Genomic DNA, 25,194 nt, shown 5'->3' on the forward strand with positions numbered 1-25,194 from the left:
ACTTGGAATGAAGACAATTCACGAAATGTCATTGCAAGAAAAAGTTGGTCAATTGTTTGTTGCGGGATTTCACGGTACTGCCCCTTCTGAAGAGATAGTGAAATTAATAAAAGACTATCATATAAGCGGAGTCATTTATTTTGCACGAAATGTGGAAAATCCCAAACAGGTTCATGCGCTTTCAAAAGAATTGCAAAAAGCTGCCAAGGATGCGGGAGCAGCTCCACTGTTCATTTCCATTGATCAGGAGGGAGGAATGGTTGCCCGTATAACAGAGGGGGTGACGTTAAGCCCCGGGAACATGCCACTTGGAGCAGGACGTGATGTAGAGACAGTTTACCAGCTAGGAAAAGTAGTGGGGACGGAACTTCGCTTGCTTGGGATAAACATGAATTACGCGCCATGCATTGATGTGAACAACAACCCTTTGAACCCTGTCATCGGTGTTCGTTCGTATGGCGAGAGCGCAGAGTTTGTTGCGAAGATGGGGGTACAAGCGGTGAAGGGATTTCAGGATGCCAATGTCTCTGCAGTTGTCAAACATTTTCCGGGTCATGGAGATACTAGCGTGGACTCACATTTAGACCTTCCTGTGGTTCATCATGATTTAAAGAGATTAAAAGAGTTGGAACTGATTCCTTTTTATGAAGCATTTAAGCATGGAGTGGATGCTGTCATGGTCGCCCATGTCGCCTTTCCTTCTATTGATCCAGAGAAAGTACCTTCCACTTTATCCCGTAAGGTTGTAACGGAATTACTACGTGGAGAAATGGGCTATGACGGTGTGGTTGTGACCGATTGCATGGAAATGAATGCAATTATTGATTATTTTGGAATAGAAGAAGCTGCGATCCTGGCCATCGAAGCAGGAATCGATCAAGTCCTGATCAGCCATACGTTTGAGCGACAGACAAGTGCGATTGAAGCGGTTATAAAAGCAGTGGAATTGGGCCGGATCTCATTAGAGCACATTGACGCAGCGGTGGAGAGGGTTCTTACATTGAAGAAAGCACGTAATCTTCAAGAAGGTCTTCATGAATGGCATGATTGTGAAAGTGAAATTGGCACTTCAAGCAATGTTGAACTTGCGCAAACAGCTAGTGAAGCGAGCATCACACTTGTAAGGGAAAGTGTTGGACTACTTCCACTTACATCTAAAGACAAAATTCTGCTGATATCTGTAGATCCTTATGTCACCTCAGGAGCAGATGAAACTTTATATTCACAGGTCACTATTGGTAGCTTCTTAGAGGGGAAATTACCAAATCTAACAGAAGTCATCATTTCTGTCACTCCAGAGGAAGAAGAGATAGAAAAGCTACTTCTTTTAGCTTCAGGTGTGGATAAAGTAATGGTTGCGACATATCAAGCCGTTCAGCACGATTCACAGGCGGATCTTGTTCGAAGACTTGTTATGAAATATGGTGATAAGGTAGGCGTTATCGCGTTAAGAAGTCCATATGATGTGGATAAGTTCCCAGAGGTATCCACCTATATCCTTACTTATGAAAGCAGGAAACTTGCCCTTCAGTCGGTCAGCAAATTCCTCTTAGGCGAAATGGAAGCAAAAGGGAAGCTACCTATTACACTTGGTACAGCTCAGGTAAATTAACCATGCTTCAGAAACTATTAAACGTTACAAGTAAACCGGAGCGGATCGGACTTGGCATTATGTCTGGAACGTCTGTAGATGGCGTGGATGTGGCAATTATTTCTGTGAAAGGCAGCGGGGAAGAGCTGAGTTATCAACAACTTGCCTTTGATACGGTGGATATTCCTCAAGCGTTGAGACGGGAGATTTTTAAACAGTTCAGCCCTGCCGAGAGCTCTGTGGATAAACTGTGCAGTCTTAATTTTAAACTCGGGGAGTTATTTTCCACAGCTGCTCGTTCGGTTGTGGAAAAAGCAGGTTTAAGTTTAAAGGATATTGACTTCATCGGGTCCCATGGACAAACGATTTATCATATCCCAGTGGATCAGAAAGAGGAAGGTTTAGTAAAATCGACCTTGCAGATCGGAGAAGCATCAGTTCTTGCAGAGAAGTTTCAATGCCCTGTCATCTCTGATTTCCGGGTCCGCGATATGGCGGCTGGTGGGGAAGGTGCACCATTAGTTCCTTATGTGGATTATTTACTTTTCCGTTCTGAAACGGAGAATATCGCCTTGCAGAACATTGGAGGCATTGGGAATGTTACCTATCTATCTAAAGGTGGCTCTGCTTCTGATGTGATCGCGTTTGATACGGGACCGGGGAATATGATTATGGATGAGGCGGTTCGTATTCTGACGCATGGTAAATTCTTGTTTGATAAAAATGGGGAGCTGGCTGCTAGAGGTAAGGTCAACGAGGAATTTTTAAATGAGTTAATGGCGCATCCTTACTTTACGTTGCCTGTACCTAAAAGTACGGGCAGGGAGATGTTCGGGGCTACTTTTACGAGAAAGCTAGTTGATAGAATGCTTGAGAAGGGGCTATCTTCTGCTGATATCTTGGCAACAGTAACAATGTTTACAGCTATGACTATTGTAAATCAATTAGATCGATTTCTTCCTAGTGGAGGTGGAGTTGACACGCTTGTTGTGAGTGGCGGAGGGGCTTATAATGCTACCCTTCTTGGTTACTTGAAGGTGTTAGGTAGTTTTGCGGTGAAAACACAGGAGGATTTGGGGTTTTCAAGCGATTCTAAAGAGGCGGTGGCTTTTGCATTATTGGCAAATGAGACGTTGTTCGGTGTGCCAAATAATGTACCAAGTGCAACTGGTGCGGCTAAGCAGGTGGTGCTTGGGAAGTTGACGATTTGAAAAGTTGAGGGAGGTCTCTTTTCTTTATGAAGACATCTCTTTCAAGAAAATCGGAAGGGAGGGGTCTTCATCGGGGCTATGAAGACATCTCTTTCAAGGAAATCGGAAGGGAGGGGTCTTCATCGGGGCTATGAAGACATCTCTTTCAAGGAAATCGGAAGGGAGGGGTCTTCATCGGGGCTATGAAGACATCTCTTTCAAGGAAATCGGAAGGGAGGGGGCTTCATCAGGGCTATGAAGACATCTCTAGCAAGAAAATCGAAGGGGAGAGGTCTTCATCCGTGATATCCACAGATCCCTAACCTATTTGCTGCCTTCTAATTGACCCTCCAACCCCTCTAACAAAAAGTCTGCAATATGAATGGCCCTCAGCACCCCGCTTAATCCTTCTCGCTCAATCCCAAGCTTCATTTGCAACAAGCATCCCGGGTTCGCAGTCACAATGGTCGTTGCCATACTTTCGGCAACTTTCTCCATTTTGTGATCCAGGATCTGCATGGACATTCCCGATTCGACGATGTTGTAAATTCCGGCAGAGCCGCAGCATCGGTCAGCATCTTTCATCTCATAGAAGTCTGCACCAGCCACTGCCTGCAATAAAACCCTTGGCTGAAGAAAGGTGCCCTGTACATTGCGGAGGTGGCAGGAGTCCTGGTAGGTAACTCGTTGTGGTTGCACCGACAAATCTTTCTCATGAAACTTCAATTCCACCAAAACGGCGGACATATCTTTGATTTTCTCTTTAAAAGCAACCGCCCTCATAAACCACTCGGGATCATCTTTCAGCAGATGGTCGTAGTCCACAAGAAAGGCTCCGCATCCACCTGCATTGGTGATGATATAGTCAACTTCCAAGTCTTCAAACGCAGCGATATTACGCTTTGCAAGCTCCTTCCCCATATTCTTCTCGCCACTATGGCCGTGAAGCGCTCCACAGCAATTTTGCTCCTTTGGTATGACAATTTCACAGCCTGCATGCTGTAAAAGCTTGATTGTGGCATCATTTGTCTTAAGGAACATCGTATCCATCAGACACCCGGAAAAGAAAGCTACCCGTTTTTTCTGTGCTTGAAGGGCTGGCAGATGTGTAGGCCGATTTTTCATTTCCTTCATGGTAGGCACTTTTGGCAGAACACGCTCCATACTTGTCATACTATCCGGTAACAATCTTAGTAATCCAGAGTGATGAACGGCGCTTTGAAGTCCAGAGCGTTGATAGATTCCCAGTAAGTTTGTCAAAACACGCATCCGATTTTGGTACGGAAACAGTCCTTCAAAAACAGTCTGCCTCAGCACCCTTACCGGAAGCGAGTGCTTTTTGTTTTGATTGATGATGTCGCGTGCTTCTTCAAGCAAGTGGCCATATTTTACACCTGAAGGACAAACAGGTTCACAAGCTCGGCAGCCTAAGCACAGATCAAGGGTGCGTTCGACATCTTCGTCTGGTTCGATGACGCCATCTACCACTGCTTTCATCAAGGCGATTCGGCCTCGTGGGGAATGGGATTCTTTGAAACCAGACTCTATATAGGTTGGACAAGAGGGAAGGCAGAAGCCACAGCGCATACAGTTCAGCAGTTCATCCTCATCCATGCGTTTTTTAAATTCGTCTTGAATGACTTGCTTTTCTTTTACAGAGGTCATCTTGACACCACCACCCGTTTTCTGGATTCCTTCGCAAAAACCTTGCCGGGATTCATGATGTTGTTCGGGTCGAATGCCAGTTTAATAGCCTTCATGGCTGCGATACCTTCTGCCCCTAGCTTCCACTCCAGGTAAGGTGCCTTCATCATTCCGACACCGTGCTCGCCGGTGATGGTTCCGCCAAGTTCAATTGCCTTTGCAAAAATGTCTTCAAATGCCGCTTCGACCCGTTCCATTTCTTCGTGGTCACGAGCGTCCGTCGCAACTGTAGGGTGAAGATTGCCGTCCCCTGCATGTCCGAATGTACAGATTTTCACCTGGTGCTTGATCGCAATCTCATTGATCGCTTTTACCATTGCGGCGACTTCCGAGCGTGGGACCGTTGCATCCTCGAGTATCGTCGTCGGCTTCAGTCTTGCGAGTGCGGATAAAGCAGAGCGTCGGGCGGTACGTAATGCTTCTGCTTCTAGTTCAGATTGAGCCACCTGAACGGAAACAGCCCTTTCTGCCAGACAAATCTCCTGTATTTTTTGCATATCCCTTGCCACCACTTCAAGCGGGCCGTCCTGCTCAATCAGAAGAACAGCCTGCACGTCTGTAGGGAGGCCGATTTTAGCAAAATCCTCCACAACCTCAAGGGTCGGCTGATCTAGAAACTCAAGTGTAGCAGGGATGATCTTATTGGAAATGATGGTGGAAACGGTTTTGGCTGCGGCCTCGATATCTTGATAGAGGGCAAGCATCGTCTGCTTCGTTTCCGGCATGGGCACAAGTTTCAACGTTGCTTCTGTGATGATGCAAAGCGTTCCTTCTGAACCGACAAATAGTCTTGTAAGGTCATAACCTGCAACATCCTTCGCCAGCTTGCCGCCCGTCCGGATGACATCCCCATTCGGCATAACGGCCTCCAATGCAAGCACATAGTCTCGCGTTACACCGTATTTTAATCCGCGCAATCCACCTGAATTTTCATTAATGTTTCCGCCAATCGTGGATATTTTCATGGAGCTTGGATCTGGTGGATAAAATAGCCCTTTCGCTTCAACCGCTTGAATCATATCAAGGGTGACAAGGCCAGGCTGAACGGTCGCTGTTAAGTTCTCTTCATCCAACTCAAGGAGCTTGTTCATGCGGGTGAAAAGGAGCACGATACCGCCTTCTGTTGGACAGGTTCCTGCGCAAAGGTTGGTGCCGGATCCTCTAGGGACGAGTGGAATCTTGTGTTCGTTGCATAGTCTTACGATTTGAGAGACTTCTTCTGTGTTGCGGGGAACGATGATAGCATCCGGCATTGCTTGATAATTTGGTGTGGCATCATAGGAATAGACAAGCTTTTCGGCCTTGCTGTCCAAATAATTTTCGGATCCTACAATATGGATGAATTGCTTTTTTAACCGTTCACTTATCATAAAAAAACCCTCCCAGTCTATAAAACATCTTATCTTTATTTTAAAAGAAGGAAGGGGGGAACTCTATGTATATTTATCTAAAGTAATAGCTGGTCAACTAGTGCTTTTTTGTAGAATCATCCAAAAGCATGCAGCTAGGTAAAGAGTAGTCAAATCATGCGGTTTTTTCAGTTCTAAACCAGTTAACATCTCCACTTTACGTAAGCGGTAATGCAAAGTATTAACATGGATATGCATGGCTTTGGCCGTCTCTTTCAAGGATAAGTGGAAGGTAAAATAGACCTGAATTGTTTCAAGTAAATCCTTCTCCGATATGATAGGTGATAGGAGACGTTGAGCAAATTCTTTCTTCACCTCAAAAGGGATTGCTTGCAATATCATTTCAAGGCGAAGGTCTTCTTCAAATATAATCGGCACATCCATCGAACAGGCGTTCAGAGCTCTTTCAGCCTCCAGATAGGAATCTTTTAACGAAGAATAGTTGCATGCTTTCCCAATTCCCATAAAAATAGGTGCAGCGATATAGCTTTGAAGTTGAGATTGGATATTTTTCAGCATCTTAAGGAGTGGTTCTCTGTTCAAAGTATTATGGCTTGCCAGAAGTAATATCAGTCTGTTCTGTCCCCATTGCACAAAAATGTCTTCCTTCTTCAGGTCCACATCCATTTCGGAAAAATGCCATCTCTTTGTTTTCATGAACGCTTCACTTGTCTGAAACTCTATTAAAATAACTTGTCGATTCACTTCCATGTTTATTCCTAGCACTTCCGCACGTTTTTTAATGGAAGTGGATGGCCCGTCTTCCAATAACCAATCAAACACAAATGTTTCCATTGATCTTGCTTCCCATTCAAATTGGTCCTGATAATGACTTTCTTGAATCAATAGCTCTGTCATTTTTTTGATCAATTCCCCGTATGGAAGCACTTTTTCTGGCGTTCCTGTAATACCGATTACGCCAACAACTTTTTGCTGATGGAAGAGGGGAAGGGTGATGCCGGCTTTTACACCGGATAGAGTTGTTTCATCCTGTTTTGATATCACACGCATTTGCTTTTCTGCTGCTGCAAGATATGCCCCTTCATGGAAATTACTAAGTCTATCAGGGTCTGTGCTTGCAACGATGATACCGGATGTATCGACGATAATTAAGTCTTCTTCTATAAAATTTTTCACTTCTCTTATGATCTTTTTGGCAAGGGATGTTCGTAGCAAAGGGAGACCTCCTATAAAAAAAGCGGCCTATGAAGAAGGGCCGCTTTCTAGTCGTTATAGTTAACTTACCATAAGTATAGGTAGGCTTCTACTGCTATTTCAACACTTCTGCTTCACTGCCTGCCTTCTCATGATACCGAATAACAGAAGGCGTCAGTTTTAGAAGCAAATACTCTGGGTCGTCTGGACTTTTAATCCATTCAGATAATTTCTCATCCCAGAATTTCTTTTTCAGATCTGCACTGTCTTCAAAGCTTGCTTGTGCCTCAATTTCAGCGTAAGGCTCCTTCCAACTTGTGCCCTCCATGCCTAGAAGGATATGTACATGTGGGTTCGCTTTTATGTCTTCAATTTTATGAGTGTGCTCGTTTGTTGCACAGTACAATACCAAATCTTCATTGAAGAAAAGCATGAAACGGGAGTATGGGCGGTCCCCTCTTATTGTTGCGAGCGTCCCGATCTTATGGTTACTGAACATCGACGTGATCTTGCTTTTTAAGTCGGTAGTCATTTTTATTCTCTACACCCTTCCTGTAAAAAGTTCTCTCCGTTAATGTGGCATGTTAGGCGAAATTTTAAACACGGATGTCGGCGGTTCTTTACGATAAAAAGAAGGGGGTGGGGATATCATAAAGGTAATAGGGTGAATGAGGGTTTTGGCACGAACTCGGGGTGTTTTGGCACGAACTCGGGATGTTTTGGCACGAACTTTTAAAATGTGACAAAAAAGACTCTGTGCGGTAGGCTGCACAGAGTCCCAAAGCATGTAGGGCTAACTCATCACTTCTAAGTACCAAGGGGTTAAAGCTTTGAACTAAGGAATAAAAAGCTTTATATGTGCACTGTGTAGGTGTAAATCACTCCTTCACTCTAAGGTGTTTATCCGCTTTTTCCCTCCTTCGTTTTTAGGTATTTATAGTATATAAACATAATCTTATAAATATTCTGATTTATTTAATCTTTTTTTTCTTTTTCATATTTTGATGATTCACGCTTACAATGGTAAAGTAGGACAAGTGACAGTAAAATGTAGAGGAGTTATCATATTGTTTATTAGGTCTTTATTTTATTTAATTGGACTTTTTGTCTTATCCTTCGGGATCAGTTTAACGATAAAATCAGATATGGGGGCAGGAGCGTGGGATGCACTTAATGTAGGACTTTCCACTACATTTGGACTGACCGTAGGGAGCTGGGTGTTTATTGTCGGGATTATCCTGATTGCTATCAATGCATGGCTGCATAAAAGTAAACCTGATTATCTGGCGGTCATTACGATTTTCCTTGTCGGGGTGTTTATCGACTTCTGGTTGATACAAGTGTTCGGCGCATGGATTCCAGTGGGGATGTTTTTCCGTTTTGTTGTCCTTTTAGCCGGAATGGTTATTATGGCGATAGGAATTTCCGCATACCTGCAAGCTAAATTCCCTGTCATTCCAATCGACAACTTGATGCTCGGGATTCAAAATCGTTTCAAGGTGAAGATGATGACGGCTAAAACCATCGGAGAAGTATTTGCGCTTATTTTCGCTCTAATTTTCAAAGGGCCGATTGGCGTAGGAACATTTATCATCACGTTTGGGATCGGTCCATTAATTCAGATTTTCTACCCGCGTTTAGAAAACTTATATAAGAAACTGCGACACGAGAGCTGAGATTAGCTTTCGTGTTTTTCTTTTGGTAAAAAGTTTCACCTTTCATGGATAATCTGAAATCGCTTCGAAAAAGATAACAGTACATAGATTTCAAGACGATTGAAAGGAGTAATACACATCATGCGCATACTTCAAATTTTGTTGGCAGTCTTTATTGCATTTGGTTTTACCATGAGTAGTGTCCAAGCTGAAGAAACAAAAGTAAAAGCTGATAATAAAAAACTGGAGGTACCGAATTCCGTTCTAGACATCTCCAAGGATAACACGTATCCAAACCCATCACAGGATGTGCCATACCTGCAGCCAAGTGAGCTGTCTCAAGAACTGATTGACTCTTCCAATGTAAAAATTGAAAACCCGAAACTGATCAAGATTTTAAATGAGTCTAACATTTCGCCTTCCCCTGTGGCAATTGGTTATCGGGCTACCATCTACCTTGGACAGTGGCCGCTTTCCTATGAATCCACGGAAACGAGCGTGAACTGGGAATACCAAAAAATTAACACCAATTACACAGATAACCGCGGTGGAAAAGTCCCGCAACAGCTTCACTATCGTCAAGAAGCTCAGAAAAGTGTCAAAGGCGGTTTGACTTCCAAAGTGGAGGCGGCTGATGATGTAAAAGAAATGATGATGTTAAAAGCGATGGATAAAACAAAGCTGCCTCTATCCTTCCAGACAATCGTTGGAGCGGGCACGAAAAAGGATCAGGTTTATAACATTCCTGTAAAAAAACTGGGTTACCTATATGCATACTCCCCGGCTGTTAGTGAGAAAGGGAAAATTACGTACGGTGAAGTCTACCTTGTGTTAAAAGGAAAAGAAATGAAAATAGTTGTGAAAAACGTGACATCACAAGGAATTGGGGCCTGGATTCCGGTTCAAGACCATGTGAGTTTCATTTTTGCAGCGTCCGATCGTCCAAGATAGTACTTATGTTTTGCACTAGCCTAACTCAAATGGCTGGTGTTTTTTTGTTGAAAGTTGTGATTATTTTACTAGTTTCAATTCTTTTCAAAGCTGGGTAAAAGAAGGTTACAGAACTCCACTACCTTGTCGAACGAAAAGCAGCCGCAGACCGAAACTTTTTCCGCCTTCAAGCGTCTTAAAAAGTGAGAATAAAAAGGAGGTCATCAACACGATGATGCACCTGGTATTATTGGTCTTAGGTTTATTTGTTTTATTAGTTATCGTTCGCACAATGGTCACAGTTGAATTGAGGCAAAAGCCATCTTATATAGAAAACGAAGATAAACACCATGCTATCTTACTGCTCTGGGGTGTAGGAATCATTTTTTTACTTTTGTTCATTCCATATCAAGCATGGCAATTGGAAGGAAGCTCGCGTGATTGGGACGGAGCATTGATCCTGGGTTCAAGCTTGATGGGAAGTGTGCTTATTTGTTTAGGATTCTATTGCGCACTGAAGGGAAAAAGACTTAAAGCGAGAGTGCCAACCACTTGAATTTCAACCTAAAAGAAAGCCTGGGAGTAGGTGTCCCAGGCTTTTGCTTATTTGGTCAATTTTGTTTCGCGCACGGTGAAATCCGTGGTTGGATAGTACGCATTTTTCACTAATATGTTAGGTCCAAGACAGGCAACCGCTGGACAGTGACAGTCTAATTCTTTTGCAATGGAGGTATCTTTCCATTTTTCATAGGCAGTTGGCAAGTCTGTTGTTTGAATGTTGCCAAGTGGAGGCGTGTCACCAAAGTCTGTAACAATGATGTCGCCGTTGAAAATATTCACATTCAAACGAGAGCGGCCGTCCGGGTCATTTCGAACCGTCACATTTTTTGCTTCATACACGCGTTTTAGTAATTCTCGATCTTCGGGATTATCACTGCAAGGGTAGAACGGCAGGGTCCCAAACAGCATCCATGTATTTTCATCACGCATATCAAGGAGACGATGGATTGCATCGCGCATCTCATCAAGCGTCAGAACTTCCATGCCGCTAGCAAAATCACTTGGGTACATAGGGTGCACTTCATGCCTTTGGCAGTTCATCTCGTCGACAATTTGCTTATGAATATGCTCAATATGAGGGAGGGTACGTTTATTTAACATCGTTTCAGCAGATACAATAACACCTGCGGCAGTCAGCGCCTTCGAATTCTCAATCATACGCTCGAAATACTTCGCTCGTTGTTCATACGTCGGTTTACGGTCCATCATCGCAAATCCGCCTTCCACAAAGTCATCCATCGTACCCCAGTTATGAGAAATATGCAATACATCCAGGTAAGGAATGATTTTCTCGTATCTGGCTAAATCTAACGTTAAGTTCGAATTAATCTGCGTACGCACACCGCGTTCATGCGCATATTTTAGTAACGGTACGACATATTCGTTCACTGACTTCATGCTCATCATCGGCTCACCACCAGTGATGCTGATGGAACGAAGACGTGGGATTTCTTCCAGGCGTTGAATAAGCAATTCTATTGGCAAGGCCTGCGGGTCTTTTGACTGCAAAGTGTAACCGACTGCACAGTGTTCACACCGCATGTTACAAAGCGTCGTAGTTGTAAACTCTACGTTTGTCAGTTCCATTTGGCCGTATTCTTTTACATCTAAATAAGCTTCCCATGGATCATAGGAAGGGGTAATTGATGGTAGTATGGTTGTCTTCATCGTAAACTCCTTTATCTAAAAACCTTACCCTTCATTGTATCATGATTCATGGGATTGCAGACCGGAAAATTTCATGTGAAGGTTGCCTGGAGTGCTGTAGTGCGGTAGTATAAAGAAAAACTTACAGGAATAACAGAAAGGTGCGATTATCATGGGCAAAGCAACAGAAAACAAAGATTCCCAAGTCGATTACTTGAAAAATAGATTGAATATGTTTTTGGAGGTTGTGGATTCCTTAGATCCAGAATCAACGGATGTTGAAGACATCGACCGCCTGATTCAGATGCTGGATGATTTAGAAGGGAAGTATAATCAGTTTAAGAAGGATTGGTAAGTAAAAAAGGGATCGAGCACTTCGCTCATCCCTTTTTCTTAACCATCCTATAAACCTCTAACAACTCCTCTACAGACACCCCATCAATCTTCATCCCGGAAATGTCGCAGTCGTTAATCTCCACGTCACCCAGCTTACAATTGTTAAACCGCGTCCCCATCAATTCACATCTCTCAAAACTTACCGGTGCACCTTCTATAGTTGTATCACTAAACGCTACACCGCTCATTTCAACATGCTTCACCCTGCTTCCGGAAAGATTCAAGTCAGCAATCAACGTATCTCGAAAATTGATGTTCTGAAATTTTGAGCTGCTTAAATTTATGTTACTGAAATGTGCTCCAGCTAATGTGCTATTGCTGAAAGCGCTGTTTGCTAAATTCGCCTGATAATAGGTCGCACCTTCCAAGTTACAGGATTCAAATTCATTTTCCGCAGTAGTTGTTTCAGTCTTAATCCGCTTGATGTAGCACACCTCATCCTCTGTTTCAAATGTGCGCTCAAAGCCCATCTTTTCATAAAAATAGAGATTGCCTTTTTGTCTAGGGGAAGTCTCCAAATCCCAAGTTGTCACAGAGGGATGTTCTCTCTCTACTAACCGAATCACTTCTGAACCGAACCCTTGCCCTTGATATGAAGGGTCTATGAAAATTCGGTCAATCCGGCCGAAACGGCTGCCTGTCAGCGTCAAAATAATTCCACCTACAAGTTGCCTGTCCGCCATTATTTTATAGTAAGTAAGTTCTTCTATCATATAGCGGGTTGTATGAATGGAATCGTAGCCTGGCGGTTGTATATTATAGTCCACAATATGTGAGTCCAACGAGCCAAGCCAATGAAGAGCTTCCACATCAAAAGTTCCTTTCATCATTGCAGTCAGTTGATCTGCATCTTCTAGTCTTGCTCGTAAAAGTGTAATCTGTGCCATATTAGTTTCTCCCATCTCTAGTCTCTATTTTCCACCTTACCACAAAAATCCAACTGGTATTAGGGTTTTGGTGGAATCGGTTACAAAGTGCTTTATCCTTCTAATTAGAACAAGTATAATGAAGGATGTATAAAAGAAACGTAGATAACTTTTCAACTGGGGATAGGAGAGGGAATTAAAGATGAATAAATTATATGAGAGCATGTATGACTTGATCGTAGAAACCTCTACAAAGCTGCCTAAAGATGTGCGTCGTGCGATTGCGAAAGCAAAGCTTGGCGAAAGTGCCGGTACACGTGCAGCGATGTCACTTGCGACAATCACGAATAACATTACTATGGCAGATGAAAATGTGTCTCCAATTTGCCAAGACACAGGACTGCCTACATTTAAAATAAAAACACCTGTTGGCGTAAACCAACTCGAAATAAAAAAGGTAATTAAAGAAGCGATTGTTCAGGCAACAAAGGATGGGAAACTGCGCCCGAATTCTGTGGACTCTTTAACTGGTGCAAACAGCGGGGACAACCTAGGCGATGGAGTTCCTGTCATCAAATTTGAACAATGGGAAAAAGATTATATTGATGCTCGTCTTATTTTAAAAGGCGGAGGCTGTGAGAACAAGAATATCCAGTACAGCTTGCCGTGTGAGCTTGAAGGACTTGGTCGTGCGGGCCGTGACCTTGATGGTATCCGTAAATGTGTGATGCACTCTGTGTACCAGGCACAAGGACAAGGCTGTAGCGCCGGCGTTATCGGGGTTGGAATTGGTGGCGACCGTACTTCCGGTTATGAACTTGCGAAAGAACAACTTTTCCGTAGCCTTGATGATGAAAACACAGTACCTGAATTAAAAGAACTAGAAGAGTATGTGATGGAAAACGCCAATAAACTCGGTATCGGAACAATGGGCTTTGGCGGCGAAACAACTTTGCTTGGCTGTAAAGTTGGAGTTGCGCACCGTATCCCAGCAAGTTTCTTCGTATCAGTTGCTTATAATTGCTGGGCGTATCGCCGCTTAGGAGTGAAAATCACTCCGGAAACTGGTGAGATTAACGAATGGTTGTATCAAGAAGGGGAAATGATTGACTTCTCCAAAGAGTTGGCAGAGCAAGAAGAAGTGGCAGCAACTTCTGAAGCTGGTGAAATCGTTCTGGAAGCGCCGATTACGGAAGAGAAAATTCGTTCTTTAAAAGTGGGAGACGTGGTACGAATCAATGGAAGAATGTACACCGGCCGTGACGCGATCCACAAACACTTGAGCGACAATGATGCACCAGTTGATCTAGACGGTCAAATCATTTACCACTGTGGTCCCGTCATGTTGAAAGATGACGAAGGAAAATGGCATGTAAAAGCAGCTGGCCCAACGACAAGTATTCGGGAGGAGCCTTACCAAGGAGATATCATGAAGCGCTTTGGTATCCGCGCTGTTATGGGTAAAGGCGGAATGGGTGCGAAAACGTTAAAGGCGTTAGAGGAGCACGGTGGTGTGTATTTAAATGCAATCGGCGGAGCGGCACAATATTATGCGGACTGTATCAAAGGTGTGGAGGGTGTTGACCTGATGCAGTTTGGTATTCCCGAAGCAATGTGGCATTTGAATGTAGAAGGCTTTACAGCGGTAGTAACGATGGATTCGCATGGAAACAGCTTGCATGCGGATGTCGAGAAATCTTCTTTACAGAAGCTTGCGCAGTTTAAGGATAGAGTGTTTAACTGATTTTTAAGAAAAGAGCAACCTGACGTGAATGTTGGGTTGTTCTTTTTTGTGAGAAGAATTTTTAATAACATATCTGATTTTGATGCCCTAAAGCGGTGGAAAAGAGGGTGCAGGGGTAATCAAAGAGGTCATCTGATGCCTTGAAGTGGTGGAAAAGAGGGTGCAGGGGTAATCAAAGAGGTCATCTGATGCCTTGAAGTGGTGGAAAAGAGGGTGCAGGGGTAACCAAAGAGGTCATCTGATGCCTTGAAGTGGTGGAAAAGAGGGTGCAGGGGTAACCAAAGAGGTCATCTGATACCTTGACTAAATGGAAAAAAGGTTCAGGGGTAACCAAAATAATCCTTTCATTCGTGCAGCCCCCAATTGGAAAACAATACACGGTATCAATCCCTTATTCCAAACGAAACATAATAGTAGCTAGAAATCATGGAAGGGAGGAACACCACATCATGCGAAAATTACTTACTATCCTAACCATTACTGTTGTTGCGCTTTTTGTTATTCCGCATTTATGCCAAGCGAACAACTATTCCACAACAACCCTGCACTGGGGGTTCAAAAAGAGCCAAAATCATGAGCCACCTGATGCAGGACATAAATACAATGAACTTTTAAGAAAACATAATGCCTTTTACCTTGGAGATACAACCAAAAAAGAAATATACCTTACCTTTGATAATGGCTATGAAAATGGATACACCGAAAAAGTATTGGATGTGCTTAAAGAGAAAAAAGTACCCGCAGCTTTTTTTGTAACAGGGTATTACTTAAAGGATCAGCCTGACTTGGTTAAACGAATGGTTAATGAAGGACATATTGTAGGCAATCACAGCTGGCATCATCCTGATATGACGCAAGTAAATGATGTACGCTTTAAAAAAGAACTCGACATGATCAAAGAAGAGTACAAAAACATAACCGGGCTCGATAATATGACATACCTAAGACCGCCTAGAGGTACATTCAGCGACCGAACCTTGGCACTTGCGAACCAAATGGGCTATCAGCATGTGTTTTGGTCCTTGGCATATGTTGATTGGTACACGGATCAGCAAAAAGGCTGGAGATATTCTTATGACAACATCATGGCGCAAATACATCCTGGAGCGATACTTTTATTGCATACGGTCTCTAAGGACAATGCCGAAGCAATGGAAAAGGTGATTGATGACCTTCAGGAACAGGGATATGAATTTAAAAGTTTGGATCATATTGCTGCACAACATACTATCCCCAATCCAATATTGCTTATTCAAGAAAACTGACTCCTTTGCACTTTTGCAATGGAGTTTTTTCGTGTACTCTACCTCGCATATCGAATTTTCCACTTCCCTTGTTTGGCAACACACCAGAAAGCCGTTATAATTGGGAAAGTAAATTAAAGGACGGTGGGGAAATTGGTTAAGATAAAGATAAATGGACCATATGATTTTGACAGAGTGTTGCAACGGCTTTCCATTGATCCGCTAATGGCCATCCATTCAACAGAGCGTTTTGTAAAAGTTCCGATGTACCAAGAAAAAACACCGATAGTTGTAAAGGTACAGGCGACTGGTACGAAACAGAACCCGAGCTTTGAATTATCCAGTAGTGCAACGCTGACCGAAAAGGAAATCCAGCACATCAAGGCTATTTTCCAATGGGATAAGCCGCTTCAAGACATCAGTAACCATTTTGCCAAAACAGATCTCGCCACTATATTCCAAGAGCACGAAGGAACGCCGCTCGTACTCGATTTTGACCTGTACCATTGTTTAATGAAATGTATCATTCATCAACAGGTCAATATGAAATTTGCACATACATTGACAGAACGTTTTGTTCATACATTCGGTTTTGAAAAAGAAGGAGTTTGGTTCTATCCAAAGCCCGAAGATGTTGCTAAGCTTGATTACGAGCAAATCACAGCACTAAAAATGAGCCGCAGAAAAGCGGAATATATTATAGACACCTCCAAACTGATTGCAACTGGCGACTTGCCACTATACAGCTTGGACAACATATCAGATGAAGAAATTCTTAAAATGCTTATAAAAGTAAGAGGAATTGGCCCTTGGACTGTTCAAAACCTGCTTCTATTTGGACTCGGCAGGCCGAATCTATTTCCTATCGCAGATATTGGCATCCAAAATGCCTTGAAAAAATTAAAAGGACTCGACCAAAAGCCTACTGTTTTGCAGATGCAGGAGTGGGCGAAGGACTGGGAACCATATTTAAGCTATGCATCCCTTTATCTTTGGAGAAGCATCGAACCGCAAGTTGAGGAGTTAGTGAAATGAAAACGAAGAAACCATATAATAAGCAACAACAATCCAATGTCGATATGAAAGTCGGACAGACTTTTCCGCTAACGATTAAGCGTCTTGGAATTAACGGAGAAGGTGTGGGTTATTTTAAAAAGCAAGTTGTGTTTGTCCCGGGTGCACTGCCTGAAGAAGTGGTCGTAGCGGAAGTGACAGATGTGAAAAACAAGTTTGCGGAAGCGAAAATCAAAAAGATCCGCAGTAAATCCCCACATCGAACTACACCGCCATGCCCGATTTATGAGCAATGCGGAGGCTGTCAACTGCAGCATCTAAAATACGATCAACAGCTGACCTTAAAGCGAGACATTGTCATTCAGTCTTTGGAACGTCATACAAAGCTGAATGTGAGTAAATTAGACATTAAACCGACCATCGGCATGGAAGATCCGTGGTATTACCGTAATAAGAGTCAATTCCAGGTTGGCAAGCAAAAGGAAAAAGTGATCGCAGGCCTTTATGGTGCCAATTCGCACAAGCTAATTGATATCGACAATTGTATCGTCCAGCACAGTGCTACAACAGAAGTGACCAACACGGTCAAAAAGATTCTGCATGACTTCAATATTCCTGTTCATAATGAGAAAAAGGGGCAACCTTCTGTTCGGACCATCATGACAAGAGTCGGTTTTTCCACAGGAGAAATTCAAGTGGTATTGATTACGACCGATGAAAAATTGCCTCGCAAACAATTAGTAGTAGAGGAAATTCAAAAACGTTTGCCAAAAGTGAAGAGCATCATGCAAAACATAAATGGCAGAAAAACCTCTCTTATTTTCGGAGAAGAAACGATTCATTTGAGCGGAGAAAAAGTCATCCAGGAAACACTTGGAGATGTATCGTTTGAGCTGAGCGCACGCGCATTCTTCCAACTCAACCCTGTCCAGACTATAAAATTGTATGATTTGGTGAAAGAAGCGGCACAATTGACAGGAAAAGAAAAAGTCGTTGATGCATATTGCGGAGTGGGAACCATCGGACTTTGGCTCGCAGAAGGCGCCGGAGAGGTTCGCGGTATGGACACCATTGCAGAATCTATTGATGATGCGAAGGAAAACGCCAAACGCCATGGTTATACCAACATGAAATATGTTGCAGGTAAAGCGGAGAAATGGCTGCCAAGATGGGTAAAAGAAGGCTGGAGACCAGATACAATAGTTGTGGATCCACCACGTACAGGCCTGGACGAAACATTCATGAAGACCGTTCTTGACGTAGAGCCGAAGAATTTCGTCTACGTATCCTGTAATCCATCCACACTTGCCAAAGATATTCAGTTCCTTAGCAAGAAGTATAAAGTGGACTGGATCCAACCTGTGGATATGTTCCCTCAAACCGCTCACGTAGAGAGTGTTGTGCGGTTTGTGTTGAAAAAACAGTAAAGTTATCCACAGATAGATAGTTGGTTATCAACAAACAATCAACATTTTATACACAGGTTGTTAACAGCCAGTAGTGAATTACAAAGGAGTTTAATATGACTAACAACGATATTCTAATCAGATTAAGATACGCACTAGATATTAAAGACAACGAAATGGTTGAGATATTTCAGCTTGGTGACATTGACGTGACAAAAGAAGAGGTTCAAATGATTCTCACCAAAGAGGTGGATAGCTATGACTATGACACTGAGGAAGAGTACGAGCAGGCTCTTGAAGAGGAAGAAATCCTTCCTATCAACAACAACAAGCTTGAGTCTTTCCTAAACGGTTTAATTATTTTCAAAAGAGGCAGACAGGAACCAAAGCCCGGCCAACCAGTCAAATCCCCATTTTCCAATGAGCCGGCAAACAATATTCTTCTGAAAAAAGTAAAGATTGCCCTTTCGTTAACAACCGAAGATATTATCGACATTATTGGAGAAGCCGGTGTGACAATAACAAAGGGCGAATTGGGTGCTTTTCTACGTAAGAAAGGGCACAAGAACTATAAAACATGCATGGATAAATACGCGAGAAACTTCTTAAAAGGTTTGGCGCTTAAATACCGCGATTAATACACCTAATAAAACAGCACTTTCCTGAAGAAAAGAGGAGAGTGCTGTTTTTTGTCGAAATGAGAGAGAAGGACCAATTACATAAAAGGGGATTTTAACATGAAGAAAATGAGAGTAGGTATTATTGGTACGGGATTCGGAGCAAAAGTTCATGCACCTGTGATGCAAAGTCATCCAGGGTTTGAGGTAGTGTCGATTGCAAGTGTATCCCGTGGCAGGCTGGATGAAATTAAAGAGGAAACAGGCATCGGAAAAGTTTATGGAAACTGGGAAGAAATGCTGGAGTCAGAAGAACTTGATTTGGTGTCGGTTGCTTCGGCCCCATTGTTACACCATGATATGGTGGTAAAAGCATTTGCGAGCGGTAAGCACGTTCTATGTGAGAAACCTATGGCTTTTGATTCAATTGAGGCAGAGAAGATGATACAGGCAAGAGATGCGGCTGGGAAATTGAGCTGGATCAATTTCGAGTATCGTTTCTTACCTGCAAGGCAAAAGGTTAAAGAACTCATTTCAAGTGGGAAAATTGGCAAGGTCTTGCATGTGAATTTCTCTCTGAACATTGCAGGGTATGAGAGGTATGCTACAAGTAAACGCGGCTGGCTTAGTCAAAAGGATCAAGCTGGCGGAATGCTCGGAGCAGTGGGCTCTCATTTGATTGATTCTCTATTGTGGTGGACAGATGGGAAAGTGGAGTCTGTTTCAGGTCAGCTGACCACACATGTACCGGAATTCGTAGATGAAAATGGTGAGAAGGAAATCCGAACTGCGGATGACGCTTTTCAGGCGATGGGAACATTCGTAGGCGGGGGCACTTTTAACATCGGTTCGAACATTGCTGTTCGCCATGCAGAAGGATGGGAGCTAGAAGTTTACGGAACAGAGGGCACGATTAAAATGTTGCAGGACAACAAGGTGCTTGTTGGAATTGGAAATGGTCCTTTAGAAGAAGTGGATATAGAGGTAGCTTTGTCGATACCAGAGGGGATGAATCCGGTTGCTGCTGGGTATTACAATGCTTTTTATCGCTCGTTGGATGAGGTGTACAATGCACTTTCAGGAGACGGGGGTAACCCTCATTTGCCTGTTTTAGAGGATGGGTATGGGGTGCAGGTCGTGATGGATGCAATTCGCCGTTCTGATGAGGAAGGAAGAACGGTTAAAGTTGAATATTAATATTGTTGTGTTGGTGCAGTTGCTGTTTGGTGGCTGCACTTTTACATTTTATGGGTTATATAAGACGTTTCGAGCTGAATTGGAATGCTTCGGTCGTATAGAAGCGTTCTATAAGACATTTCGAGCTGAATTGGGATTGCTTCGGTCATATAGACAAATTAAAACATGAAACCCCACCAAGGGATTCCATGTTTCTCTTAATCATTCCTAATCAAATTTCTCAGCACATCAACAAAGAAAATACCTTCATCCATCTCCGTTGCAATCCTCACGCAACCTGCACCTGTGCATTCTGGTACTCCCGGCCTGAAGTCTGCAATCGAAAGTCCCTCTGCATAACCTTCCTTATATTCGACCTTCACCTGTTTACTCGTGTAAGAGAATAATTCAGGAATCCCTAGGCTTGCCATCACTGCAGCCATATCGTGCTGTGGGGTCCCGGCAATCCCGGGTTCCAGCTCTTGATAGGCCTCATAGTAGAAATCAAGAATCGGTTTGATGATCTGCTGGAGCGGAGTAGTGGCAACACTGTCGATAAAGTCCACGACTCTCGGTGTAATGAGTGCTTTGCGGGTTACATTTAAAGGGATGATTGTCAGGTTAGGGGCATTTTGTCCAATGAAATTGGCTGCAATAGGGTCTCCGAAAAAGTTGGCTTCTGCTACCTCTGTAACGTTGCCCGGCTCTAAAAATGAGCCTCCCATGATATACGTTTCTTTTACCAATTCCATCACAGAAGGACTCAAGAACCAAGCCATAGCAAGCGATGTACAGCGGCCTACATTCACAATGGTTAGTTCATTTTGGTTTTCTTTAATGATACGGAACAACTGACTGAAATTTGTTCGATTCATAAAACGTTCTGCAGGGATGGGCGGAGTGATTGGCCCCAGTCCTTCTTCACCATGAATTTCCGGGAAGTACTCCGGTTGCTCCCCACTTAATGGCCTTGTACTTCCAGCGATAACGGGAATGCTTTCCTGACCCGCCAATTCCAATAGATACTCTGCATTTCTTGCGCTTCGATCACGGTCCGTATTTCCATAACCTGCAACAACGGCTTTCAACTCTACCTCGGGATTTTTCAAAGCGTAGATTACTGCAATGGCATCATCTATCCCCGTATCAGCAAACAAAATAATTTTTTTCAATCTATTATCACCTCCTACTATTATTAATGAAAGATTAATAGAAGGTGCTTGTATGAAAGTACTAGAGATGGTAGAGAAATTATCCACCTTTAAATATTCCCAATAATTAAAAAAGTACAGGCAATACCAAAAGAGTGCTAGTGATAGCGCTTACAACTTAATCGTCCCCCACCATATAATTAAGAAGTAATCAAATCCATGAAACAAGCCATTACAAAGGGGGAGCTACAAATGAAGAAGACTTGGAAAGCTATGTCATTATTACTGGTTTTAATGCTTTTTACAGCTATGCTTGCAGCGTGTAACAGCAGTACAGGGGGAAGCGGCAGTGTAAGTGTGGGAATTGTTTTGCCAACAAAGGATGAACCAAGATGGGTGCAGGACGAGCAACGATTCAAGGATGCATTGAAGGATTCTGACTATACAACTGAGATTCTCTTTAGCCAAGGATCTTCCGCTAAGGAAAAAGAGAATGTTGAAACATTGATCAACAAAGGAATTGAAGTGTTGATCATCACTCCTCAAGATGGAGATGCAGCAGCTGCAGCGGTAGAAGCAGCAAAAAAAGAAGGCATTACAGTTATCTCATATGACCGTTTAATTACAAATACAGATGCAGTAGATTACTACGTGACATTTGACAGTGTGGCAGTTGGTGCAGCACAAGGTCAATATCTGATTGATAACGTACAAGGTTCAGGCGTACCACTTTACCTATATGCAGGTGCAGCTTCTGACAACAATGCATTCTTGTTCTTTGAGGGAGCTTGGAAAACATTACAACCCAAAATTGCAGATGGAACATTCAAGATTGCAAACTCCAGTGAAGCGGAAGCGTTAAAAGATACAGCGGAACTTACTCGTGACCAAATGAGTAAAATCCTAGGTCAGGTTACGACAAACTGGGATCCAAACGAAGCGAAAAACAAAGCGCAAACGCATCTGACAGCTGTTGGTGCAGATATGAAAGGTGACGTGGCAGTACTTGCTCCAAATGACGGGACAGCCCGTTCTATCGCAGATGTATTCGGAACAGACGGTGAAGTTTCAAGCTTCTTGGTAACAGGTCAGGATGCGGAAAAAGCGTCCATCCAATACATCATTGATGGCAAACAATCGATGACGGTATTCAAAGACGTGCGTACATTAGTGACAGATGCTATGGGAATCGCGGTAGAAATCCTAGACGGCAAGACTCCAGAAACAACAGGTTCTTACGATAATGGAGAAGTAGAAGTAAAAGCGAAACAAACAGATGTCATCGTAGTGGACGAGGAGAATGTAAAACAAGAACTAATCGACTCTGAATACTACGAAGCAAGCGAATTCACAGGATTATAATTTTTTCTAAAGAAACTTTGCGAAATAGTGATGGCAACTTTATCACTATTTCGCCATTGTCATTGCTTTTGTTAAGGGGGGAAAAGGATGGGCAACTATATACTCGAGATGAATGATATCTCTAAAGAATTTACAGGAGTCAAAGCGCTGAGTAATGTGAATTTCAAAGTTGAAGAAGGAGAAATTCACTGCTTAATCGGGGAAAATGGAGCAGGAAAATCCACGCTGATGAAGGTGCTGAGCGGAGTGTATCCTTTTGGAACATACGATGGAGATATCGTATTTGAAGGGAATGTTCAGCAATTTAACAAAATCAGTGACAGTGTAAATGCCGGCATAGCCATCATCTATCAAGAACTTGCATTGTTTCCGGATCTTACGGTCTATGAAAATATTTTTGCTGGAAATGAAATGAAGCTTGGTGGAGTGATTGATTGGAACAGAACGATAGTGGAAGCAAAAAGATTACTTCGGAAAGTAAAACTAGACGTTAATCCTGACACACTTGTCAAAGATTTAAGTGTGGGGAAACGCCAACTAGTAGAAATAGCCAAAGCGTTAAGTAAAGAAGTTAAGCTTCTTATTTTGGATGAGCCTACTGCAGCACTAAATGAAGACGATAGTGAAAACTTGCTGAAACTACTAAAAGAACTAAAAATGCAAGGAATTACTTGTATCATGATTTCCCATAAGCTGAAAGAGGTAATTAGCATCGCAGACAAAGCAACAGTCATCCGTGATGGTAAGACGATCTGTACGCTTGATGCTTCCAAAGCTGAAATCACTGAAAGTGTCATCATCAAGAACATGGTAGGAAGAGAAATTGAAGACATCTATCCAAAAAGGGAAAAGAAAGTTGCCGGAGAGAATGTACTTGAACTTAACAACTGGTCAGCCTATGATCCGCAACTTGGAAGACAGGTAGTAAAGAACGTCAACCTTCATGTGAAAAAAGGAGAAATCGTCGGCATCGCAGGCCTGATGGGATCGGGAAGAACGGAGCTTGCCCTCAGTATATTTGGAAACGCCAAATCCTACAAAATTCAAGGCGATATGATGTGGAATAACACTCCTACTACACTTAAGCATACTAGTGAAGCAATTAAGGCAGGAATTGCCTATGTTACTGAGGACCGAAAAGATGATGGGCTTTTCCTTTTGCAGGATATTAAGAGCAATATTTCTGCAGCAAATTTAAAGGGAATAGCTTCACAAGGGGTCATAAATGACAATGAAGAAATCAAGGTCGCAGAACAATATAAACAATCACTTCATATTAAAGCTTCTTCTTTGGAACAACTTGTAGGAAATCTAAGTGGCGGTAACCAGCAGAAGGTGTCTATTGGGAAGTGGCTGTTTGTCGGTCCAAAACTGCTAATTTTAGACGAACCGACACGCGGCATCGACGTTGGGGCAAAATTTGAAATCTATACTGTAATGAACAAGCTTATAGATGAAGGTCTTAGTATCGTGATGATCTCATCTGAGCTTGGAGAGGTACTTGGCATGAGCGATAGAGTCTATGTCATGGCACAAGGCGAAATTAAAGGGGAATTGGAAATAGAAGAAGCGGATCAAGAAAAAATTATGGAGCTTGCGACGCAATAGGGGGTCTTACAATGAATGTTATTCAAGAAGCAAGAACGCTAATTCATGAAAACATCCGTGACTACGGAATGTATATCGCATTATTTGTTATTATATTAACTTTTACGTTCATGACTGACGGTTTATTTATGTCGTCAAGAAACATTAGTAATCTGCTGGACTCTGCAGGATATATAGCAGTACTGGCAGTTGGGATGACGCTCGTTATTGTAATCCGCCATATCGATCTTTCCGTTGGATATGCTGCTGGATTCCTTGGGGCAATTGCAGCTATCTTGCTTACACAAGCAGGAGTATCTGTATGGGTAACCATTCCAGTGATTTTACTATTAGGAGTTGCAGTTGGATTATTTAACGGGGTGCTTATTGCTTCGATTGGGATTCCATCCTTTGTAGCCACTCTTGCTGGAATGCTTATTTTCCGTGGGGCTTTGCTGCAGGTGACAGAGAAAACAGGTACCATCATCATTCAGGATGATACTTTTAATGCTATTGGTAACGGCTATATCCCTTCCCTCGTGGAAGTAAACGGTTTACATTTGCTTTCTCTGTTAGTCGGGTTAGTCGGTATTTTGCTTTACATTTACAGTGAAATCTCAACACGCAGAAATAAAATCAAATATGATTTTGAAGTCGTCTCCAAGCCGATTTTTGCCCTGAAACTATTCTTTGTCTCTGCAATAATAGGTTATATAACTTGGATTCTCGCAGGATATAACGGATTCTCCTGGACAGTCATCATCATTTTATTAGTAGTGGTAGTTTATCATTTTCTAACAACGAAAACAGTGCTTGGCCGCCATATTTATGCAGTCGGAAGTAACCCGGAAGCGGCACATTTAAGTGGGATCAATGTGAAGAAGATTACTTATATTGTCTTTGGATCCATGGGAATGCTTGCAGCTCTTTCTGGAATCTTATTTACTGCCCGCTTGCAATCTGCTACAACCACTGCAGGTACCCTTTTTGAACTAGATGCCATCGCTGCTGCTTATGTAGGCGGAGTATCTTCTGCTGGTGGTGTGGGAAAAGTAACAGGTGCCATAATCGGTGCGGTTGTAATGGCATCTCTATCCAACGGGATGAATTTGCTTGGCGTAGGCATTTCCTATCAATATATGATTCGTGGAGGAGTTCTTGCCGGAGCGGTAATCTTTGATGTGATGACTCGTAAAAAAAGATAATGAACAAATATAAAAACTTGCTATCCCTGTTGATTCCCTTACTCAACAGGGATTGTACTATTTCCATTAGGTGCTATGATGAAAA

General features: G+C 42.7%; 22 protein-coding genes. 15 read left to right on the plus strand and 7 right to left on the minus strand.

Going from position 1 to position 25,194, the window contains the following annotated elements; genetic code table 11:
• Positions 1–7: 7 nt before the first annotated feature.
• Both B4U37_RS04415 and B4U37_RS04420 read left to right on the plus strand, forming a co-directional pair.
• Positions 8–1,612, plus strand: coding sequence for a glycoside hydrolase family 3 protein (locus tag B4U37_RS04415; protein ID WP_245840057.1), 1,605 nt, complete (start codon positions 8–10; stop codon positions 1,610–1,612).
• A 2-nt stretch (positions 1,613–1,614) separates the two neighbouring features.
• Positions 1,615–2,802 (plus strand): anhydro-N-acetylmuramic acid kinase, encoded by a 1,188-nt coding sequence (locus B4U37_RS04420; protein WP_088017253.1) that lies wholly within the window; start codon positions 1,615–1,617, stop codon positions 2,800–2,802.
• Between the two features lie 303 nt (positions 2,803–3,105).
• On the opposite strand, the gene B4U37_RS04425 is transcribed toward B4U37_RS04420, so the two are convergent.
• From B4U37_RS04425 to B4U37_RS04440, 4 genes are all read right to left on the minus strand, one after another.
• Positions 3,106–4,446 (minus strand): (Fe-S)-binding protein, encoded by a 1,341-nt coding sequence (locus B4U37_RS04425; protein WP_088017254.1) that lies wholly within the window; start codon positions 4,444–4,446, stop codon positions 3,106–3,108.
• Positions 4,443–5,855: a glycolate oxidase subunit GlcD gene (gene glcD / locus B4U37_RS04430; RefSeq protein ID WP_088017255.1), complete on the minus strand. Its 1,413-nt coding sequence runs from the start codon at positions 5,853–5,855 to the stop codon at positions 4,443–4,445. The genes B4U37_RS04425 and glcD overlap by 4 nt, the downstream gene beginning before the upstream one ends.
• A 93-nt stretch (positions 5,856–5,948) precedes the next feature.
• Positions 5,949–7,070, minus strand: coding sequence for a CdaR family transcriptional regulator (locus B4U37_RS04435; RefSeq protein WP_088017256.1), 1,122 nt, complete (start codon positions 7,068–7,070; stop codon positions 5,949–5,951).
• A gap of 94 nt (positions 7,071–7,164) precedes the next feature.
• The gene (locus B4U37_RS04440; RefSeq protein WP_088017257.1) at positions 7,165–7,581 is read right to left on the minus strand and encodes a pyridoxamine 5'-phosphate oxidase family protein; all 417 of its coding nucleotides are present in this window, start codon (positions 7,579–7,581) and stop codon (positions 7,165–7,167) included.
• A 535-nt stretch (positions 7,582–8,116) separates the two neighbouring features.
• Between B4U37_RS04440 and B4U37_RS04445 the strand changes: the two genes are divergently transcribed.
• The 3 genes from B4U37_RS04445 to B4U37_RS04455 all read left to right on the plus strand — a co-directional run bounded on the left by B4U37_RS04445 (position 8,117) and on the right by B4U37_RS04455 (position 10,190).
• Positions 8,117–8,725, plus strand: a complete 609-nt coding sequence (locus B4U37_RS04445) for a YczE/YyaS/YitT family protein (protein WP_088017258.1) — start codon at positions 8,117–8,119, stop codon at positions 8,723–8,725.
• 171 nt (positions 8,726–8,896) lie between these two features.
• Positions 8,897–9,655 carry a YfkD famly protein gene (locus B4U37_RS04450; RefSeq protein ID WP_234946526.1) on the plus strand — a complete coding sequence of 253 codons (759 nt, stop codon included), beginning with the start codon at positions 8,897–8,899 and terminating at the stop codon, positions 9,653–9,655.
• 211 nt (positions 9,656–9,866) lie between these two features.
• Positions 9,867–10,190, plus strand: a complete 324-nt coding sequence (locus B4U37_RS04455) for a hypothetical protein (protein ID WP_088017260.1) — start codon at positions 9,867–9,869, stop codon at positions 10,188–10,190.
• Positions 10,191–10,237: 47 nt separating this feature from the next.
• On the opposite strand, the gene yfkAB is transcribed toward B4U37_RS04455, so the two are convergent.
• The gene (gene yfkAB, locus B4U37_RS04460) at positions 10,238–11,362 is read right to left on the minus strand and encodes a radical SAM/CxCxxxxC motif protein YfkAB (protein WP_088017261.1); all 1,125 of its coding nucleotides are present in this window, start codon (positions 11,360–11,362) and stop codon (positions 10,238–10,240) included.
• Between the two features lie 151 nt (positions 11,363–11,513).
• Between yfkAB and B4U37_RS04465 the strand changes: the two genes are divergently transcribed.
• Entirely contained in the window at positions 11,514–11,696 is a 183-nt protein-coding gene (locus tag B4U37_RS04465) for an SE1561 family protein (protein ID WP_063562007.1), read from the plus strand.
• A 25-nt stretch (positions 11,697–11,721) separates the two neighbouring features.
• Here the strand turns inward: B4U37_RS04465 and B4U37_RS04470 are convergent, their stop codons facing one another.
• Entirely contained in the window at positions 11,722–12,624 is a 903-nt protein-coding gene (locus tag B4U37_RS04470) for a GNAT family N-acetyltransferase (protein WP_088017262.1), read from the minus strand.
• 181 nt (positions 12,625–12,805) lie between these two features.
• On the opposite strand from B4U37_RS04470, the gene B4U37_RS04475 reads away from it, so the two are divergent.
• From B4U37_RS04475 to B4U37_RS04500, 6 genes are all read left to right on the plus strand, one after another.
• The gene (locus B4U37_RS04475; protein WP_088017263.1) at positions 12,806–14,347 is read left to right on the plus strand and encodes a fumarate hydratase; all 1,542 of its coding nucleotides are present in this window, start codon (positions 12,806–12,808) and stop codon (positions 14,345–14,347) included.
• Between the two features lie 449 nt (positions 14,348–14,796).
• Positions 14,797–15,612 carry a delta-lactam-biosynthetic de-N-acetylase gene (gene pdaA / locus B4U37_RS04480; RefSeq protein ID WP_088020148.1) on the plus strand — a complete coding sequence of 272 codons (816 nt, stop codon included), beginning with the start codon at positions 14,797–14,799 and terminating at the stop codon, positions 15,610–15,612.
• A 132-nt stretch (positions 15,613–15,744) separates the two neighbouring features.
• Positions 15,745–16,626: a DNA-3-methyladenine glycosylase family protein gene (locus B4U37_RS04485; protein ID WP_088017264.1), complete on the plus strand. Its 882-nt coding sequence runs from the start codon at positions 15,745–15,747 to the stop codon at positions 16,624–16,626.
• On the plus strand, positions 16,623–18,032 hold the full coding sequence (gene rlmD, locus B4U37_RS04490) for a 23S rRNA (uracil(1939)-C(5))-methyltransferase RlmD (protein ID WP_088017265.1): 1,410 nt from the start codon (positions 16,623–16,625) through the stop codon (positions 18,030–18,032). The genes B4U37_RS04485 and rlmD overlap by 4 nt, the downstream gene beginning before the upstream one ends.
• 95 nt (positions 18,033–18,127) lie before the next feature.
• Complete coding sequence (locus B4U37_RS04495) at positions 18,128–18,649, plus strand: YehS family protein (protein ID WP_088017266.1); 522 nt, start codon at positions 18,128–18,130, stop codon at positions 18,647–18,649.
• Between the two features lie 99 nt (positions 18,650–18,748).
• A complete protein-coding gene (locus B4U37_RS04500; protein ID WP_088017267.1) occupies positions 18,749–19,825 on the plus strand; it encodes a Gfo/Idh/MocA family protein in 1,077 nt (358 codons plus the stop codon).
• A gap of 197 nt (positions 19,826–20,022) precedes the next feature.
• On the opposite strand, the gene B4U37_RS04505 is transcribed toward B4U37_RS04500, so the two are convergent.
• Complete coding sequence (locus B4U37_RS04505) at positions 20,023–20,976, minus strand: nucleoside hydrolase (RefSeq protein WP_088017268.1); 954 nt, start codon at positions 20,974–20,976, stop codon at positions 20,023–20,025.
• 231 nt (positions 20,977–21,207) lie between these two features.
• On the opposite strand from B4U37_RS04505, the gene B4U37_RS04510 reads away from it, so the two are divergent.
• The 3 genes from B4U37_RS04510 to B4U37_RS04520 all read left to right on the plus strand — a co-directional run bounded on the left by B4U37_RS04510 (position 21,208) and on the right by B4U37_RS04520 (position 25,109).
• Positions 21,208–22,317, plus strand: a complete 1,110-nt coding sequence (locus B4U37_RS04510) for a sugar ABC transporter substrate-binding protein (RefSeq protein ID WP_029326270.1) — start codon at positions 21,208–21,210, stop codon at positions 22,315–22,317.
• An 87-nt stretch (positions 22,318–22,404) separates the two neighbouring features.
• Positions 22,405–23,925, plus strand: a complete 1,521-nt coding sequence (locus B4U37_RS04515) for a sugar ABC transporter ATP-binding protein (RefSeq protein WP_088017269.1) — start codon at positions 22,405–22,407, stop codon at positions 23,923–23,925.
• An 11-nt stretch (positions 23,926–23,936) separates the two neighbouring features.
• Positions 23,937–25,109, plus strand: coding sequence for a sugar ABC transporter permease (locus tag B4U37_RS04520; RefSeq protein WP_088017270.1), 1,173 nt, complete (start codon positions 23,937–23,939; stop codon positions 25,107–25,109).
• The last annotated feature ends 85 nt before the right edge of the window (positions 25,110–25,194 follow it).

Source organism: Sutcliffiella horikoshii (assembly GCF_002157855.1).
GTDB classification, from domain to species: Bacteria; Bacillota; Bacilli; order Bacillales; family Bacillaceae_I; genus Sutcliffiella_A; species Sutcliffiella_A horikoshii_C.